At 37.2% G+C, this 16,624-nt stretch carries 22 protein-coding genes; 2 read left to right on the forward strand and 20 right to left on the reverse strand.

Features of this window, described 5'->3' with window-relative positions; all coding sequences use genetic code 11:
• Position 1 precedes the first annotated feature (1 nt).
• The 20 genes from HUV91_RS04900 to HUV91_RS04995 form a co-directional block, all read right to left on the reverse strand.
• Positions 2 to 1,204 carry a DUF2213 domain-containing protein gene (locus HUV91_RS04900; protein ID WP_174492719.1) on the reverse strand — a complete coding sequence of 401 codons (1,203 nt, stop codon included), beginning with the start codon at positions 1,202 to 1,204 and terminating at the stop codon, positions 2 to 4.
• 88 nt (positions 1,205 to 1,292) lie between these two features.
• Positions 1,293 to 2,381: a RelA/SpoT domain-containing protein gene (locus HUV91_RS04905; RefSeq protein WP_174492720.1), complete on the reverse strand. Its 1,089-nt coding sequence runs from the start codon at positions 2,379 to 2,381 to the stop codon at positions 1,293 to 1,295.
• Positions 2,382 to 2,460: 79 nt separating this feature from the next.
• Positions 2,461 to 3,279, reverse strand: coding sequence for a phage minor head protein (locus HUV91_RS04910; protein ID WP_174492721.1), 819 nt, complete (start codon positions 3,277 to 3,279; stop codon positions 2,461 to 2,463).
• Positions 3,221 to 4,561 (reverse strand): DUF1073 domain-containing protein, encoded by a 1,341-nt coding sequence (locus HUV91_RS04915; protein WP_174492722.1) that lies wholly within the window; start codon positions 4,559 to 4,561, stop codon positions 3,221 to 3,223. The genes HUV91_RS04910 and HUV91_RS04915 overlap by 59 nt, the downstream gene beginning before the upstream one ends.
• Before the next feature lie 8 nt (positions 4,562 to 4,569).
• On the reverse strand, positions 4,570 to 5,931 hold the full coding sequence (locus HUV91_RS04920) for a PBSX family phage terminase large subunit (RefSeq protein ID WP_174492723.1): 1,362 nt from the start codon (positions 5,929 to 5,931) through the stop codon (positions 4,570 to 4,572).
• Positions 5,897 to 6,346 (reverse strand): DUF2280 domain-containing protein, encoded by a 450-nt coding sequence (locus HUV91_RS04925; protein ID WP_174492724.1) that lies wholly within the window; start codon positions 6,344 to 6,346, stop codon positions 5,897 to 5,899. Before HUV91_RS04925 ends, HUV91_RS04920 begins: the two co-directional genes overlap by 35 nt.
• 57 nt (positions 6,347 to 6,403) lie before the next feature.
• Positions 6,404 to 7,042: a putative metallopeptidase gene (locus tag HUV91_RS04930; protein ID WP_174492725.1), complete on the reverse strand. Its 639-nt coding sequence runs from the start codon at positions 7,040 to 7,042 to the stop codon at positions 6,404 to 6,406.
• A gap of 136 nt (positions 7,043 to 7,178) precedes the next feature.
• On the reverse strand, positions 7,179 to 7,421 hold the full coding sequence (locus HUV91_RS04935; protein WP_174492726.1) for a hypothetical protein: 243 nt from the start codon (positions 7,419 to 7,421) through the stop codon (positions 7,179 to 7,181).
• Between the two features lie 417 nt (positions 7,422 to 7,838).
• A complete protein-coding gene (locus HUV91_RS04940) occupies positions 7,839 to 8,417 on the reverse strand; it encodes a hypothetical protein (protein WP_174492727.1) in 579 nt (192 codons plus the stop codon).
• Between the two features lie 129 nt (positions 8,418 to 8,546).
• Positions 8,547 to 8,945 (reverse strand): hypothetical protein, encoded by a 399-nt coding sequence (locus HUV91_RS04945; RefSeq protein ID WP_174492728.1) that lies wholly within the window; start codon positions 8,943 to 8,945, stop codon positions 8,547 to 8,549.
• A 544-nt stretch (positions 8,946 to 9,489) separates the two neighbouring features.
• Complete coding sequence (locus tag HUV91_RS04950) at positions 9,490 to 9,993, reverse strand: hypothetical protein (RefSeq protein WP_174492729.1); 504 nt, start codon at positions 9,991 to 9,993, stop codon at positions 9,490 to 9,492.
• A gap of 5 nt (positions 9,994 to 9,998) precedes the next feature.
• Positions 9,999 to 10,394 carry a hypothetical protein gene (locus tag HUV91_RS04955; protein ID WP_174492730.1) on the reverse strand — a complete coding sequence of 132 codons (396 nt, stop codon included), beginning with the start codon at positions 10,392 to 10,394 and terminating at the stop codon, positions 9,999 to 10,001.
• Positions 10,391 to 10,738 carry a hypothetical protein gene (locus tag HUV91_RS04960; protein ID WP_174492731.1) on the reverse strand — a complete coding sequence of 116 codons (348 nt, stop codon included), beginning with the start codon at positions 10,736 to 10,738 and terminating at the stop codon, positions 10,391 to 10,393. The genes HUV91_RS04955 and HUV91_RS04960 overlap by 4 nt, the downstream gene beginning before the upstream one ends.
• A gap of 68 nt (positions 10,739 to 10,806) precedes the next feature.
• On the reverse strand, positions 10,807 to 11,133 hold the full coding sequence (locus HUV91_RS04965; protein ID WP_174492732.1) for a hypothetical protein: 327 nt from the start codon (positions 11,131 to 11,133) through the stop codon (positions 10,807 to 10,809).
• A 175-nt stretch (positions 11,134 to 11,308) separates the two neighbouring features.
• Positions 11,309 to 12,070, reverse strand: coding sequence for an ATP-binding protein (locus tag HUV91_RS04970; protein ID WP_174492733.1), 762 nt, complete (start codon positions 12,068 to 12,070; stop codon positions 11,309 to 11,311).
• Positions 12,070 to 12,912 (reverse strand): hypothetical protein, encoded by an 843-nt coding sequence (locus tag HUV91_RS04975; RefSeq protein ID WP_174492734.1) that lies wholly within the window; start codon positions 12,910 to 12,912, stop codon positions 12,070 to 12,072. The genes HUV91_RS04970 and HUV91_RS04975 overlap by 1 nt, the downstream gene beginning before the upstream one ends.
• The gene (locus HUV91_RS04980) at positions 12,909 to 13,175 is read right to left on the reverse strand and encodes a hypothetical protein (protein WP_174492735.1); all 267 of its coding nucleotides are present in this window, start codon (positions 13,173 to 13,175) and stop codon (positions 12,909 to 12,911) included. The genes HUV91_RS04975 and HUV91_RS04980 overlap by 4 nt, the downstream gene beginning before the upstream one ends.
• Positions 13,172 to 13,402, reverse strand: a complete 231-nt coding sequence (locus HUV91_RS04985; RefSeq protein ID WP_228721839.1) for a hypothetical protein — start codon at positions 13,400 to 13,402, stop codon at positions 13,172 to 13,174. Before HUV91_RS04985 ends, HUV91_RS04980 begins: the two co-directional genes overlap by 4 nt.
• A gap of 199 nt (positions 13,403 to 13,601) precedes the next feature.
• Positions 13,602 to 13,922, reverse strand: a complete 321-nt coding sequence (locus HUV91_RS04990) for an XRE family transcriptional regulator (RefSeq protein WP_174492736.1) — start codon at positions 13,920 to 13,922, stop codon at positions 13,602 to 13,604.
• 8 nt (positions 13,923 to 13,930) lie between these two features.
• On the reverse strand, positions 13,931 to 14,143 hold the full coding sequence (locus HUV91_RS04995) for a transcriptional regulator (RefSeq protein WP_130075292.1): 213 nt from the start codon (positions 14,141 to 14,143) through the stop codon (positions 13,931 to 13,933).
• A gap of 139 nt (positions 14,144 to 14,282) precedes the next feature.
• Between HUV91_RS04995 and HUV91_RS05000 the strand changes: the two genes are divergently transcribed.
• Together HUV91_RS05000 and HUV91_RS05005 are read left to right on the forward strand one after the other, a co-directional pair.
• On the forward strand, positions 14,283 to 15,044 hold the full coding sequence (locus HUV91_RS05000) for a S24 family peptidase (RefSeq protein WP_174492737.1): 762 nt from the start codon (positions 14,283 to 14,285) through the stop codon (positions 15,042 to 15,044).
• Positions 15,045 to 15,127: 83 nt separating this feature from the next.
• Complete coding sequence (locus HUV91_RS05005) at positions 15,128 to 16,624, forward strand: DGQHR domain-containing protein (RefSeq protein WP_174492738.1); 1,497 nt, start codon at positions 15,128 to 15,130, stop codon at positions 16,622 to 16,624.

Consider the following 16,624-nt stretch of genomic DNA (forward strand, 5'->3'; position numbering starts at 1 on the left):
ATTAGAATAATTGTTTCCAAGCATCTTGCTTGCTGCTTGGCTTTTGTTGATTGGTATCAGGGTTTTGATCCCCAACATTGGTGGGTTGATGCTGGAACTGATTTAATACCGTATTGACCGAGTTTGTAGGCGCTACACCTTTCACTGCAGATAAGGCACGGAATACAGTATCAATCTGATCAGGCTTAGCATCACCTACCGACACACCACCCAATACAGCCGTCACAAGCGTGTCGCCTGCTTTGGCGCTAATCACATCACGCTTAATCTGCTCACAGGTACAACCTTCAGTTTTAACGTTAGGTACAAGCGCTTTAGCATCAGCAATCACTGTTGCGCGTTCTGCTGCAGCGTGTTCTAACTTTTCAGGGGTCATTTGATTTTTTTCTAAATCACCGACTTGCTGTTTTAACTGCGTATTTTCAGTTTGTAATGTATCTACAACTGCCTGAACTGCTGCCATTTCATCGCCAATTGAAAATTGCTTATCGCCGACTTTGAGCTTTGCAGCTTTTAAGTTTTCAATTTGGGCTTGTTGGATTTTCAAAGCATCTGCCAATGGTTTGTTATCACCAATGTCAAAACGCATACCGTTTACAATAACTTCCATGAAGTTTTCCTCTTGTGGAGTTGGTTTTTGGTCACCGATCCGACAATCACCACCACAGCGACCGTATTTCACCAGTGCCACATGATTGCCAATAAAATTAATAAACTTCGCTTGGTACGGCGTACCATCAGGTGCGGTACCATTCTCTAAAACAAGGAGTGCCGCATAACCGAGCGACATTTCAATGCGCTCATTACTTTGAATGAGATCGATACTGATCTTGTCTTTAATCAGTAAATCCCCCACCAGATAATCACCTTCTTGGCGAACGTTCTCACAATAGCCAATGTGGTAGTCCTTCCAATTGGAAGCATTGATTTCATTCTTTGGTGGGTGATAGTCCGTGGCATCTACACCCGAAAAACTCGCTACCGATTCGGGTTTAAAGAGCTCATCTGCAGGTGTGTAGACATTAATGATTTGATCAGCTGTAAATCCCTCTAATGACGGGAATTCATAGGCGTAGTACTGTCGTACTTGCGGTGCTTTCGCCAAGCGGACATTGACGCACTTTAAATACCCTTCTTTGGTAAATGAGCGTGAAGATTCACTTGGTGCAAAATCACCAATTTTGAGTTGGTATAAGGTTTTCATGAATAAGGCTCAACAAAAAACCCACCGAAGTGGGTTTTATTTAAAGTTAAATAGTTACTAGGTTTCATTAATTTAGCATGATTAACATCTAATCATTTTTATTTGTGTTAGGCGTATTTTTTAAATTATTTGTAACTTTTATACGCTGATTAGTCAAATCACTTGCAACTTTCATATCACCCTCTCGCACGAAATTCCCTGTGCTATCAACATCCATAAAATCACTAAAAACTTTGAACAATAAACTTGAACTTGTTTCCTTTTTACCTCTAGACATTACATTCTCATTCTGAGTGTTAGCAAGCTTTAGCGCCTTATATGCCGATTGAATTTCCTGCAATTCAGCTTTCTCTGTAAATAATCGATCTATCTTTTCCTCTAATATTTTAATTTGACTTTGATGTTCGTATAAGGCTCTTTGTCTTGCCTCGCTATCTACAGCTTGCTGAATAATTAATTCTCGTAAAGAGTTTACAAAACTCCCCATTTCATCAGCACTTCCTGAGATTCTATTAAAAATGTCTAAAAATTCTTGTAAATATGGATCATCAGAGAAACTTGGGTATCGTACTTTATGGTCTATTTCACTCCAACCTTCTTCAAAAATTGTTCTAGTTTGAATTTCACAGTTTATTTGGTTACCATCAATTTTAGTTGCAGGGATAATATAGTGAATTGACCTATAGCCCTTAATATGTTCTTCTTTTCTACAATCATTATAAGCATCATACTTATCTAAACTATCCCCTTGGCGATAATAAATTACCACTTCTTCCTGTAGCTGCCATTTGGCAAGAATATGCTTATGCACTATCTCCCAATCTTTTTTAAAGAGATAAATTGCCCTTACGCCAATTAAATCAGTCATTATAGTTTTATAATTATCTTTAGAAATTGAGTCATATTTCTCAGCTACCGGCTCACACTCCCACTTACGAATAATTTTTTCCACAACATGGCTTGTATCTTTTATTCTAGAGCGAACCGTATGCACCCCTTTGCAGCGTTGTAATTTATTTGCAACATAACTCGCTTCATCCAACAAATCAACTTTATGGATCTCATAATCATTTGCTATTTCAATTAAAACCATAATATCTCGACCAAGCTTTTTAAAACGTGATAAATTAATACCCATTTCTTCAAGAAACTGCTTATGGTCTTTTGTTAAATCCATACTTATTCCAATATTTTAATCAATTGATATGTAAAACATTTACTTCGATACATACTATTTACTCTCTTTTCAATTTATTTCAATATTTATCAACCAAAATATCATCATAATTCGGCAGCGCCACACACCGACAACGAATAGGCTCACCAGGATGCCCACCACTTGGCGGTTCATCCCAACGAAAAGTTTTACCTTGCTTATGCCGATGATCTGTTCGAACTCGCTCATCTTTGGCGGTCTGCCACGTATAAGACTCAACGCCCAAATCCAACTGACGTTGTTTATTGATATTCGAATTGATTTTACCCATCTGATCCGCGGCAATTAAACGCGCTCTAGACTCTGTACTGTGACCAAGCTTATGAATTTCTTTAGCGAGTTCCGCATTGGTCTGTCCTGTCTGTAAGGCATTTAAAACCAAAGCTTCTAACTTCTGTGCATATTGCTGTGGAATAGACTTAATCAACGCTACGTTTGCATCAATATTATAGTCAACCGTACTTTGAATATCGGAAGCTTGATACAGCGGTGTCAGATCCACCCCAATCACAGATTTAGTGTGATTAGCAATCTGACTATCTACCTCCTGCATAACATCAATGACAATCTTGGTTGCTAAGGGCTTTGATACCTCAGCAATATAGTTATCAAATCGGGCACGCAGCCTGCCAAACATATCGCTAAACCAACTATCACCAATGTTTTCACCTACAGTCGGCAAAACCATATCCTTGGTTTGATCTTGGCAATAACGCGCTATGGCAAGTAATTGGCGAGTGTAATACAGCTCAGTTTTACGATTGACTTTGATAGGTTTTAACTTAGGTTTACGTCCTTTCTTACGCTTCTGGATCTGTTGTAGTTGGGGTTTTAACAGTTGAATGATCTTCGCTGTCATCTGTATCCACCATAATTTCCAATTCTTTAATGTGATCATCATCAATCACAGAGTAAACACCATCAATCTGTAACTGCCGTGCAATCTGGGGTTCAGTGATAATACCCATATTCAAATACTTTTCATCGCGTTCCGCATTTGCCTTTTCCACTTCTGAGCGAATCTTGGCATCAAGCTGCCACAATGGATTAAACACCACATTTAAATCAGGGAACTGCTTACCAAATGTAGATTGGCAAATTAATGCTAAAAACTTCATCAAAATAGGTTTCAGCATCCATTCCTGTTTTGTAGCAATTGAATCGTAATAATTACGAGTATCATGTTCCCCTGTGGCATTCATCCCTGCAGGAGACTGACCAAATAAAATGGTATAAGGAATATCGGCTGCACCTGCGGTTTGAATGGAGAACTCGTGCATCAAATCAGGTAACCCGCCAAATGTGTATGTTTTAGAGTCGTATTCCTCTTCTGTATCCAAAACCATCATGCCGTTTAAGCTTTTTAAAAATCCCACACTCATAAAACGCTCAACAACAGACTTCATATCCTCTGTGATTTTTTCAACCAAACTTGGCGTGCGAATAATGTCAATTTTGGATTCATGCACCAAACTCGCTGTACTACGCTTCACACTGGCATGATCTAAGAGATCCTCATACACCTCCTGCAAAATGCTCTGAGGTTCTTCACTGACGACATCAGCATGGCAAATCTTAATCAGGCGACTATGGTGAATACGCTTTTCAGGTGTGCCATCATTAAAACGTAACTTATAAAATTCAGGCTGTTTGAGTAATCCACAACACGCTGAAGGTGGTAAATAGCTGCGAGTATCTTCCGTTAAGTACTTCTTCTTAATCACCGTGAAAAACTCTAAGCGTCCTACACCAAGTTTATTGATCTCAAAAGGCTGATCTAGATTTTGCCCATCTGCTGAACCAATCAATACATAAACCTTTCCATACAAACGTGACAGGATCAAACTCGAAAGTAATACCTGATTTAAATGATAATGCTTACATGCCTCTTCAAGTTTTTTCAGATTACTTCCCTGAATATTTTCAAAGAACCAACCTGCACGAAGCATGTCTGAGGAAGGACGATTAACGATACGTTTCGCTAACCAATTTTGATAAACCGCTTCGAGTTGATCATCTGGAATATCACGGTGTACAAATTGCCCATGTGATGCTTTATCTCGTGCGGTACCAATATTAGAGGCAAAGTTGGTATATGCCCCTGCATCGCCTATTGCATCGGGCTTGGTATTTTCAGCCATAATTTTTCCTAATCAAATACTGAAGATGCATTTGCTGTTGGTGCAAATGACATCACCACAGCATCAGCAACGTTGGGGCTAGGTATGCCACGTTTTGCTAGATCCTTTTTACTCTCAACTTTGACACGCCCATCATCAGCAAATTGTCGTCTAGGTGCTGACAATTCATCTATCAACTTATCTAAATTTGAACAATCACCTGAAATACTAATCAACTTATCAATGGGGTATTTATGACCTTTGGTGATGGCGTTGTAGGTATTGCGAAAACGATCTGCCAAAAGCCACCAAGACTGTGCCTTCAAGTTATAGAACATATCCTTATTTTTGGTTTGGGTACCATCATAAATAGCATCGGGCTTATGCACTGCATCCGCTGCATTAAATTTGATGTACTTAATATACAAACGACGTTGCTCATTCAGCTCTTTAAACTTAGCCCCTGAGGATGCCCCCACACCAATCGAGTCATAAATAATACGTGCCTGATACTTCTCAGCAAGTGAATATGTTCGAGTACAACTTTTCAGTAACTCGTCCTCTTGCCCTTTCCACTCATCTGTATCATGTAAGATAGATCCATGTACCAGCGCATTCGCACATTTATCATCACCATCATCTGCAACGTCAAACCCAACGCGCTTGGTTCCTAGACCCACAAAATCGAGTTTCAAATGTGCATCTACTGCTGCAAGAATCCATGAACGTTTAATAATGACTGAATCATCATCCTCTTTCGGTTGTCCCAAATAGATATGATTGTAATTTTCTTCATCCTCTGCCTTTGCTGCAGCCGCTACAGCCAAAGCCGTCTTAGATAAGAAAGGATTATCAGGATAGTTGATCTTTCGTACCACCGTATTAGGTGGTGGACTCGTCACAAAACGGCGATATACAAAGTCTGTTGTCAGCTTCGGATTAAAGATAATCCAAAATTGTGAATGCTCTTTACGAATAGTTGGTTCTAATATTTCCCATTGTTCTTTCGAAACGTTATGCGCTTCTTCAAGCCAACAAATATCAACACCTTCAAGCGACTTGATTTCGTCAATGTTTCGCCACAAACCGTAAAACAGGAATTCAGAACCGGTGTAAATGTTCTCAATTTTATTATTCAGAACTCGAAAACGATCCTTCAAACCAAAACGTTCAATCTGAACTTTGAGTAGTGAATACACCGATTCTTCAATTTTGTTCTGGAATTGTCGTGCGCATAAAATACGAAGTTTGTAGTTATCAGCAAGAAAAATAGAGAATCCTGCTGCATCCCAAGACTTGGAACTAAAACGACCACCGTATAAAACTTTATTACGCGCTGGTTCTAACCAGAAATCCTCAAGTATCGGATTTAGTGTTGCTTGGTCGCCCATAGAAATGCCCTAACCCAGATGGATATGAAGTCTCATTTTTGATTGAACTTTCAGTTTTATTAGTGAACTGACCACCACTGTCTTTGGCAGCTTGTTCCATGATTTTTAGAGCCATCACCGTGTTCTTAGTTTTATTCAGTAATTTGTCATATTGCTTCATACGGTAATGCTTAATGGCGATCGGAATATCAATTAATCCCTCATCAAATTTTTTGCGAGTTTCTTCAAAAAGATCTTTAAATTTTTTACTTAAGTTTTTGCCTGCAACCTTAGTAGGATCATAGGAAGCGCATTGCATTCGATTGACTTCAATCCCAAACTCTTGTTTTACCAAGTCTACAACTTCCTGAGGGGTATCACGGCATGCAAGAGCTTGAACTATAAATATTTTTACAGGCTCTTTTAAGGTCGCCATAACCACCTCTTTGTATGACTACGTATAACAAGATAACCAAAAAAAGAGCCCTTAGGCTCAAATCACACACGTCCCACAACACTTAGAAATATCAACATCAGGAACAAACGGCGCATTCTTTGTGATTTCGACCAAACGTTTAACTGATTCATTTGCTCCCCAACGTCTGACCACACCGAAGAACTCTTCAACGTCATGAGCTGCCAAATAATGTTTAGGTAAACCTGTCATATCGCTATACAGTATTTCACCATCTTCATCACGTTCTACACCGATGTGATAAAGCTCATGATCCAGTAACGCGCAAAGGTTACGATCATTACTCTTTTCACAATAACTCGCATCGATCGTAATTAAATAAGTGGGTACAAATCCAAACCAATCCCGCATCTGTTGTTCTTGTCGTGCTTTCTTCCAACCGCCCACGTTGAACATCACCTTTTCACATTGACCTAACACCATACGTTTTTTAGATTGAGCTGCAGATGATGCCCAAGCAAATGCTAGAAACTCGTCATTGTCATGAAGTAGCTCAGCAATGTGGTCATGGTCGGGATTATGTAACGCACCACCAATAGTCAGGAAATTTGCCACAACCCAATCTTTTAGATCTACGGCGGGTGCTATACGAATGCTTTCTTCTTCCTCAGCCTGATCAATCAAGTCAGCTGGTGGGAATGGTCTAATCTGTTCCATATTTCACCCAATAAAAAACCCACATATACAATGTAGGTTTTAATTAATCACTTTATTCTTTTGCTGAATGTTTAGGATGTTAGCGCATCCCTGATACTGATTTAATGCTCAGGAAACATTCTTAAAAAGTTATTCTTTAAATTTGATAGTCCAAATTTGAACGTAAATTATCTAAATAAGGTTGTATTTTTTTCTTAACCTCTAAACGGTTTAAATCAACTGCGATCCAAAAAGTTTTTGAATTATTCATACAAATGACTTCCAATCTTCTATATTTTGTAGGCTTACTCGTTACCCTATCTTTTGCTAAAAAATAATTTGTTTTTTGGTCTGACAATAATTTACTACCATGCCAACAACCGCCTATACAAATATTCATTGCACCCCCCTTAACTAACACTCATACCATTAATATATAACAATATTGTAAATAAAAAACCCACAATTTTGGGGAAATTGTGGGTATTAAATTAAGTTGCTTTGGGTAATGGGCGAGTTTTGGATTTGGGTTTTAATGGTTGCTTCTTGGTGAGTGCGGTGTATTCGGAAATTTCCATAAATTTTACTCAAAAAGAAGCCCCACATCTCTGTGAGGCTTCCACCTTAATTTTTTGCGCTGATCAAGGTTATTATGTTTTTTCATTAGTATGAATAAAACAACCATATTATTACAATCAAATGTAAATCTAATCAATATTAGTATGTAATTAAAGGTATCGAATTCAAAACCTTTAAAATGGTGAGAATTCTCTCTAACTAAAATTGATCCAATAAAAAAACTTTAAGAAAGTGATTGTTATTTCAATAATCTAGGCAAATCTAGTAATGAAAACCACAGGTAAATAAAGAAAAGTAGTAAAGCCAACCACAATCCTAAAAAACATAAATAACCTATGCTTGAGATTGTATTTCCTATCAAAAATGCACTAGAAATAAATGTAATACAATTTGATGCATATTTAATTAATACAATGAATATTAAAGTAAAAAGAATATTCTGCGAAGTTAAAATTAATAATTCTTTATAATACTTAACCTTTTTGAGTCTTAAATCCCTGAGATTTGTCCCAATATAATTTTTATCAATTAAATCCAGCCAAATAAAGACTAAAGGCGCTATTATTTCAAAATTCACAAACTCAGGTTTTTTATGATAATAGTCCATCAGCTCGAAATTAACAGAAGCTTTCCCTGCAAGTGCTTGTGATGCAGAATTCTTAAGTGCTCTTTTTTGATCTTCAGTAACATCATTCATCTGATCAATTTTTTTTATCTGCTCAAAAAATTCCTCTCGTCTTTTCATTCTTTCTTCAGCTTTCTTAAAGCTATCCTTACGATTGAGATATAATTCAAGCAATCTTTCCAAATTCAACACAATACCCCCAATTAAAGTTATCTTTTTTAATTTTTTTGATCTTAATTATAATTATTTAACTTTAAAAGAGCTTACTACTTTGTCTCAGATAAAAAAATTTCCAAAGATAATTCTTAACAACATCTAGATCTAAGTCTGCATTGCGTATATTTCAATTTCTTCTCTACTAAATTCTATTGGTTCTAGATTTATAATTTGCGAAGGTATGTGTTTTCCTGCACTCACGCTACCTATAGTTGCTTTAGTCTTTTCAATTTTGTAGCTATCCCGAGAATTGTCAATATTGAACAACTTAATAGCTTTCTTAACATCAGAATGTTCAGCAAATTTGATATAATTTGGAGTTAAAACCATAATCACATGAGCATTCCATAAATACTTGGGTGCTGCTTCATAAAAATTTAAACCACCAACCATACTGCTTAATTCACTGTATAAACTTTGACTTACAAAAATAATATTTGGACTGACTTTGTATTTCTCAATATATTCTTTACGTGCTGCATGCAATCTTTCTTTAATATTCATAAAAATCACCATTTTAAGCTGATTAGAGATGTTAACACATACTTGAAATTTCATATTATTTTAATTCTTGATAAATCTATACTTTCTACACTCTGTCACTATGAAAAAATCTGAATATCCCCATACACGCCAACAAAATTTTTGTCTTGGTTTCAGACGCCACCTTTCACAGACAACAAAAAAGCCCACCTTACGATGAGCTTTTATATCAACTGATTTAACCTACTACATAGGTAAATTTCCAATCATGTATACCAATGTTGTAAGTGCTAGGTACATAAAAACAAAAAACAAGAAATTTATAGAATTATTAAGCATTCAATTTCCCCTTTCATTTTTGCTGTACTTTTTTTATACAAAAATTAGAAAGAAATAACAAATATTTTTTTTGATATTTTATATCAACTTATTACACATACTAAATTCCACTAAACAAAAAAATACCCACTTATTTGGTGAGTGGGTATATTAATCGTACAATCTAGTGTGAATTACTATTACTTCGTCCACTATAGCAGAAATATGCCATACTCCGTATATACAGTCAAGTGGATTCAATTACTTCCTTTTTTACAAACTTTTCAATGATGAAATTAGGGTAGCGTGATTTAACAAATGCTAAACCACATTTAATATCCTGTTGGATCTGTGAAACATACGTATCATTACTTTTTGCAATATCTCGTACTGAACTTCCCATAACATAGTGGGACCAAATGGCGCTGATCCATTCATTAACGACTTCATCATCAATAGCCTGAATATCTAAAAATAACTTGTGTATTGCACGCGCCTCATTACTATCTAACTCGCAACACGTACCCTTACGGCGTACACATAAACGATCCTTCAGCTCTACATCATTCATATACATAGCGAGTAGCTTTTCACGTTGTTGCTGTGTAATACGTTTGGTTGGCATAGTCTTTACAACACGTACCATCGTTTCATTATCACCATTGATCCAAGCTCCGAGCTGGCGACACCATTCTTCAAAGCTATACTTCTTCCAATCCGTTGCTTGCATAATCGTAACCGCTGCATTCATACCCATCACTCCACCAACCGTCTAATCTCATCAATCGCTTTACCGCTTTTCACTTGCTCAGTGCTATACCGATACACTGAATAACCCAGCCCTTGTGCCGAGTTATATTTCTCCATATCCCCTAAATAACCTTTCCCTCTTGTATGCCTACCATTACTCCAGATCCCACCTTCAACCTCGATCAAAACATTGCTACCCACAATATAAAAATCCGCCCTCCACTTGCGTTCAGAATTAAATTGAAACTCTGCCTGAAACTCGATGTTGTACAACTTTAAATGCTGTGCGAGCGTAGCCTCACCCTCACTGACTACTCGTTCTTTTTTCACTGTCACACGGCGCTTGCTACGGCGTTGTTTTGCGTATTTGGCTTTGTATTCAGCGGTTGATATGCTGCTCAAATCACTCGCTCCAACATTGTCAAACATGAACGATATGCAAACGCATATTCTGAGTTGTTATTCTTTACAGCATCACTCACAGCAAGCTTTAAGCATGAGATTAAATGTAAATGCTGACTATTCAGCTTTGACCATTTACTCTTGTAATGCTTAAGCTCTTTTTCAATAACCTCTAAACGCTCAACCGATTCAACATAAGAGAGTTGGTTAAAGCATTCGCCATATTTGCAATATCCCGCCTCTGGACAATCTTGAGCAGCATTTTGGCAACGAGTTATTGCATTACCATAAATTTCAAGATCAGTGCTGAGTAGATCAGCTTCACAAGGGATACGCTTATTCACACCCAATTCATTGATATGAGTTTGATTTACTCTTGACGGATACAATTTGCTGATCTTATTACACTTGTTCACAATGTGACCTCACACCGAATACACTTCGCATTTTTTGACCTAAACTGAGCAATCCCATGCGTGTCACACCAATAGCTAAACGACTTTCGCTTGTTTTTAATTGCAAGCTGTTGTAACTCATGTATTGATTTGTCAAAACAAGGGCTTCTGAAAGTCTGATACTGTGAGCGATCTAAAGTCTCCACCTCACCACCTTTCGCCAAGAACTTTTCCATTTCGGTTTCAAGCTCTTCACGCAATCGGCGTTTAGCGATAATTTGAGCATGTGTTGCGTTCTTGCCGACTTGTACCGACCAAATACGTTGATTGAATGCTTCGCTCATGCTGTCACTCCAAACACCTTAGGGCCATCCCAAGCCTTACAATCCTCAGCTTTAACCCAACCAATTGTGTTTGAGCCAAATCCCAACCATCTCACACCCTTGCTAATACGGATTTGCTTGATCTTATTAGGGCGACCTGTACTCGGATGTATGACGTAATTGCCTATTTGAAAATTCATACCGCACCATTCTTTTGCACGCGCTGATCTGCCCAATTACACTTAACCACCGTCAAATCATCATGTTGAAAGCGAGACCAAAGACGATCCCCTAAGTCTTTTTGCAATTCAGCTAAAGTGAGATTTGAAATCAGCATGGTGGGCTTACCTGCGTCATAACGTGCATATAAAACTTTATGGACCAGTTCCAAGCGCTTTTCGCGATCGTGTAAACCGTATTCATCCAAGATCAATAAGTGGTATTGAGTAAAATCATGAATTACAGATTCTTCAGATTGACCTTTGCTGTCCTTATCCCAAGCATTCATGATTTTTTGAGTAAGTTCTTCGCTAGTGATATAGCGAACATACAGTCCTTTGCTGAGTAGAGTTCTTGCTGCTGCACACGCTAAATGTGTTTTACCAACGCCAGTACTCCCCACCATGATTAAATTTGATTTAACGCCCATTGCGATTGATTTGGTGTAACTCACACACTGACTTCTCGCATTGGCTTGACCAGGATTGCTTGAATCCAACATGTAATTTCTAAATCCTGAATTTGCATGACGAGCTGGAAGCATTGCGCTTGAGAAATGTTTATCACGAACCATGCGATCTACTTCAGCTTGGCGATCTTGATTGGTTGTTTCAACGTGATTCACGGCGCACTTAGGGCAAGTTTGAAATGGACCAGACTGAACCTTAGCAATACGGTGTATGGTGCAATATGCTTCCACTTGTTGAAAACCGTGGTTGATTAGAGAAATTGCATTCATCAGTAAAAATCCTCCGGTATGTCAACATGATCAACAGGTCCTTCGTACTGTGGTTGATTTGCCCATGCCTCGTTGACGTTGCGATTTGCAGGTTGAGTTTTTTTGTTTTCAGCGCGTGATGGTTTTTTCGCTGTTGATTTATTGCGCTTAATCCACTTCACAAAATTTGAATACATCTGGGTGTCTGTGAGTGTTCCTAGTTTTAAACGCGGTGAATAATATGAATTCACCTCAATCAAAACTTGCTCAGTTTGATCTTGAGTCATTGCTTGTTCACCAGAGCGCTGTAACCAAGAATTCAAAGAATGCAAATCAGGTACCCAAAGATTTAAAACTTCATCGACAGAATTTTTAGGCGAATTCTCTTGTGTGTTTATATCTGTAGTAATCTCTGAAGTAATCTTGTGTATAACGGATTGATGATCTGACGACCCCGAATTAATGTTTTGCTTATCCCCGAACGCTAAATCTTCATTTCGGGAATTTGCAATTTGAATTTCGCTGATTTCAGCTTTGATTACGTTGGTTTGATACCAATCATCGAATACAGCAATATCTAATTTATAGAAAATCTTATGCTCTAATCGTTTTTCAGTCTCAACTAGAATACCTAGTGAACATAGTAATTTTCGAGCTGTACGCTGTTGGCTGTATGTTAGCCCTGTTTCTGCCGTCCACTCTCCAGCAGTCTTATAAACGCCAAGCTTATTATCAGTTTTATCACTCCAATAGATCAACTGAGATAGCATGATGCCAGCAAGTGGATTACCTAATGCAATACCAATAGCGGGATAATAAGCAACTGCTCTACCTAGACCTTTTAGTGTTGAATAATGACTCACGCTGCACCTTCCTTGATCTGTAAAAATCGACCGTAACGTGCCACTCTTCCAGCACGTACCAAGCTTGCAGCGATTTCACTCGCTTGCTGTAAAGAGATCCTGTGGTAGTTCATCAGTGATTCAATGAATTCTTGCTGTAACACCATGGCATTATTTTCATCACGATTGATCTTGCGTAAATTAGCTTTACGCACTGAGAGCAATGAACCTAGCATGTGTAACGCAGGTTCATGCCAAGATTGAATGATTTGCTCAGTGTTCATGACACCTCCGCTAAAGCATGTTCAGCTTCGGTTAAACGGCGGTTGGCGTGGAGTTCGGCGACAGTGGCTTGGCGTATATTTCTAACGCTCACGCAAAATCCAGCGGCAATTGCCATAGTTTTGCTAATGCCAGATTTAAATAAACTAACTTGTGCTGTATCACCTACGGCATTTTCAAATACATAGAGATTGTTGGTATTAGGTCGCCAAGCCTCTGTTATACACACCACATCACCGACCAAGAAATCACTTTCGGTCGATTCTAATTCCAGCGAATTCGAGGGAATTAAACAGTGATTACACGGCTCGTTTTTAAACTCAGTGCACTTGTTAGTGCATGGGTGTTTTGGTATATTTGATTTCATATTCATTGGTTTCCTACTTGTGAATTGAGACCGTTTTCCTGTTCGCGCAGGAAACGGTTTTTTATTTAAATAAAATCCGCATGTAGTCAGGAGAATTAAAACAATTTCTCAATAGTTCTCGTGTCGCCTCTGCTGTTTCAACAGAACAATAAACGTCGTCTGCATCGACTATCTTTAAGCCAATAAGCTGCAACAGTTCGCAAAAAACATCCAACTCGGACAAACCATTGTTTTTCTTTTCATTTTTCATCTTTGAAAGTGTTGTCGGATCGAGACCTAATTTGCTCGCAACCTCTCCATTGTTTACAACTGCAAGAGATTGCAAAATCATCGATCTTGCATTTCTAGCACTTTCTGATAATTCGATTAATACTTTGCTCATGAGTTCTCCTAAGCAACAGCCTGATTTGTAGCTTCTTTATTTGTATTTGAAATTTCATTTACCAAAGCATCTAGAGCAGCACCTTTTTCATACTGAACGCTTTTTTGAATTGAACTGAGAATGCGGGAAACGGAACTTTGCTTAATGCCCGTCTTAAGCTGAATAGTTTGTTGCGTATATCCTTTAGATTTTAGAAATAAAATCTTCTCTTTTAGTGTCATGGTTAAAATCCTCACAACGTGACTAATTCTTATTTTATGCATGTTTGCATAATAGTCAATGCAAATGTGAGTTATTTTAGTCTAAATATGCTTTTTCGCATAATATAGTTAATGCGATTTTTTATAGGTATCGTGATAAATGAGTTATCTCAAAAGCAATATTGATTATTTGCTAAAGAAAAATAAAACGAATCCAAATGATTTAGAGCAGAAGCATCCACAAATTAAGCAATCAACTCTATTTCGTATTCAGAATGGCATTACCAAAGATCCACGTAGATCTACGCTTGAGCCTTTTGCTAAATGGGCTGGTGTAACCGTTTCTCAATTGATTGAAACTGATTTATCTCAAGTGTCAGCAGATGAAATGGCGCAAAGTAAAGTTTCTTTAGCAAAAGACAAAGATGTTGAATTTGCCCCTGTTAGATTTCGTGAGGCTGATATTCCTGTTAATCCTAATCATGTACGAATACCTATTTACAAAAACATCAAAGCTGCTTGCGGTGCGGGAATTGAGAACTTTTTAGAAGACATTAGTGATTATCTGCAGGTTGACCCACTTTTCTTAAAAATGATGGGTGTTGAATCAAATCCCCAAAACTTAAGAATCATTTATGCAGCTGAATACAGCATGTATCCAACAGTGGCTCCAAATAGTCCATTGTTTGTAGATATTTCAGATAAAGATCCAAGTGCATTAAAAAGTGGCAATGTATATGTCTTCATGCATAACTACGAATTAAGAATGAAGCGTATTTTTGTTAGCTATGGATCTAATACTGTAAGGCTTGCAAGTGATAACCCTGATAAGAATAGATATCCAGATGAATTTATAACGAATGAACAGCTTAATGAGATTAATTTTGTGGGGCGTTTAGAGTTGGCTTTAGTTAAGCCTTAAAAATTACTTAGCTATCATATAGTTATTAGATATAATTAAATGTATTATAAAGCTTTAAATATTATTAACTTTTGGGGTTAACAATGAGTATCAAAGAATATCCAGCTATCAAAATTGATCAATGGCAACAACATTGGGATGATGTTATTTGGGAAGAGTCAAAATATCGACGACAACCAAATAAGTTTTTTTATACACTTTCTATGAGTGCCAAAGACTTAATTAAACTATCTGATGTATATGAGAGAAATACTGACAACTCTGAGACTAGATCTGGTGATATTGGTATTCAACGTATGCACAATAAAAAGCGTTCAAATAAAATTAAAGAATTTGTGAAGTTTGGATATCCATATTGTGAATTTAATGATGCTGTTAGACATGAGCGAAATCACATGAAAAAGCCAGGTTGGTTACCAACTGGCATTGTTGTTAATATTATTCAGAGCCCTAAAAAAGCTGGTTCTATTTCACTATCCGTTGATAAAGAGGACATGGTTGAAATAATTAACCATGAAACTCATCCTATGATGGCTACTCTAAAGCTTCCACAGCAATATTGTGAAGATGCTGAAAATTGGAAAGCAAAAAATTTAAATCCCATTGAAATCATTGATGGTCAGCACCGTCTTTTTGCTTTTAAAACAGAGGATGGTAAAGGTTGCATACCGGAAGCTGAAGACTTTTATTTTCCAGTAATTGCATTTATTGATTTAGATATTAGTTGGCAAGCTTATCTTTTTTGGTCAATAAACGTATCACCTGAAAAGATCAATGCAAGCTTAGCGTATGATATGTATCCACTTTTAAGAACCGAAGATTGGTTAGAGGAAAATCCCTCTGTACATAGAATTTATAAAGAAGCCCGTGCTCAAGAAATTGTTGAAACATTATGGTCATACAATAACAGTCCTTGGCATAAAAAAATCAACATGCTTGGTGAAAGAGGTTCTCCATTTGTTAAGCAAACAACATGGGTACGCGCAATAACCACCAACTTCTTTAAAGAAGGAGGGCTATTTCAAGCATTTCCAAATAAAAGAATTTTACCTTGGACTCGCCCCCAACAGGCCGCATTTCTAATTTATTTTGGTCAATGCTTACATAGTGCTTTGAATTCATTAATAAAAATTGATAAAACATCATGGCCACATCAATTAGAAACTAATATTGAATTAATATCTACTTCAATATTAGAAAAAGCTTGGAGTGGTGATAAGTCGCTATTAAATATGGATAGTGGTATCAATGCGCTATGCATGGTAATTAATCATTACTTTTGCGATGATTTAAAATTCGAAATGTTAAACTCTTGGCTTCAAGAAGAGGAATTTGAAGATAACTTGAGTAACATTAATCATGTTTTGGAACTCTTAGATAACGCTGAAGTTTTCTATGAAAATCTGTCCCTAAAAGACCACATTAAAAATCTTGCAAATAAAATAGCAACCTTTGATTGGAGAAGTGCAAAAGCTGATAATTTAACACAAGATCAAATTACCCAGCGTAAAACCTATAGAGGTACAGGTGGCTATATTTCATTACGCGATGCAATAATCGAGCATAATAAGGAGTGTTAA

This window comes from Acinetobacter sp. Marseille-Q1623, assembly GCF_902809895.1.
Classification (GTDB): domain Bacteria; phylum Pseudomonadota; class Gammaproteobacteria; order Pseudomonadales; family Moraxellaceae; genus Acinetobacter; species Acinetobacter piscicola_A.

Coding starts and splice junctions, on each gene's coding strand:
- HUV91_RS04910 (WP_174492721.1), bottom strand. CDS start 3,279: ATGACAGCGAAGATCATTCAACTGTTAAAACCCCAACTACAACAGATC.
- HUV91_RS04930 (WP_174492725.1), bottom strand. CDS start 7,042: ATGGAACAGATTAGACCATTCCCACCAGCTGACTTGATTGATCAGGCT.
- HUV91_RS04920 (WP_174492723.1), bottom strand. CDS start 5,931: ATGGGCGACCAAGCAACACTAAATCCGATACTTGAGGATTTCTGGTTA.
- HUV91_RS04900 (WP_174492719.1), bottom strand. CDS start 1,204: ATGAAAACCTTATACCAACTCAAAATTGGTGATTTTGCACCAAGTGAA.
- HUV91_RS04925 (WP_174492724.1), bottom strand. CDS start 6,346: ATGGCGACCTTAAAAGAGCCTGTAAAAATATTTATAGTTCAAGCTCTT.
- HUV91_RS04970 (WP_174492733.1), bottom strand. CDS start 12,070: ATGAATGCAATTTCTCTAATCAACCACGGTTTTCAACAAGTGGAAGCA.
- HUV91_RS04905 (WP_174492720.1), bottom strand. CDS start 2,381: ATGGATTTAACAAAAGACCATAAGCAGTTTCTTGAAGAAATGGGTATT.
- HUV91_RS04935 (WP_174492726.1), bottom strand. CDS start 7,421: ATGAATATTTGTATAGGCGGTTGTTGGCATGGTAGTAAATTATTGTCA.
- HUV91_RS05005 (WP_174492738.1), top strand. CDS start 15,128: ATGAGTATCAAAGAATATCCAGCTATCAAAATTGATCAATGGCAACAA.
- HUV91_RS04965 (WP_174492732.1), bottom strand. CDS start 11,133: ATGAGCGAAGCATTCAATCAACGTATTTGGTCGGTACAAGTCGGCAAG.
- HUV91_RS04980 (WP_174492735.1), bottom strand. CDS start 13,175: ATGAACACTGAGCAAATCATTCAATCTTGGCATGAACCTGCGTTACAC.
- HUV91_RS05000 (WP_174492737.1), top strand. CDS start 14,283: ATGAGTTATCTCAAAAGCAATATTGATTATTTGCTAAAGAAAAATAAA.
- HUV91_RS04950 (WP_174492729.1), bottom strand. CDS start 9,993: ATGAATGCAGCGGTTACGATTATGCAAGCAACGGATTGGAAGAAGTAT.
- HUV91_RS04995 (WP_130075292.1), bottom strand. CDS start 14,143: ATGACACTAAAAGAGAAGATTTTATTTCTAAAATCTAAAGGATATACG.
- HUV91_RS04990 (WP_174492736.1), bottom strand. CDS start 13,922: ATGAGCAAAGTATTAATCGAATTATCAGAAAGTGCTAGAAATGCAAGA.
- HUV91_RS04915 (WP_174492722.1), bottom strand. CDS start 4,561: ATGGCTGAAAATACCAAGCCCGATGCAATAGGCGATGCAGGGGCATAT.
- HUV91_RS04945 (WP_174492728.1), bottom strand. CDS start 8,945: ATGAATATTAAAGAAAGATTGCATGCAGCACGTAAAGAATATATTGAG.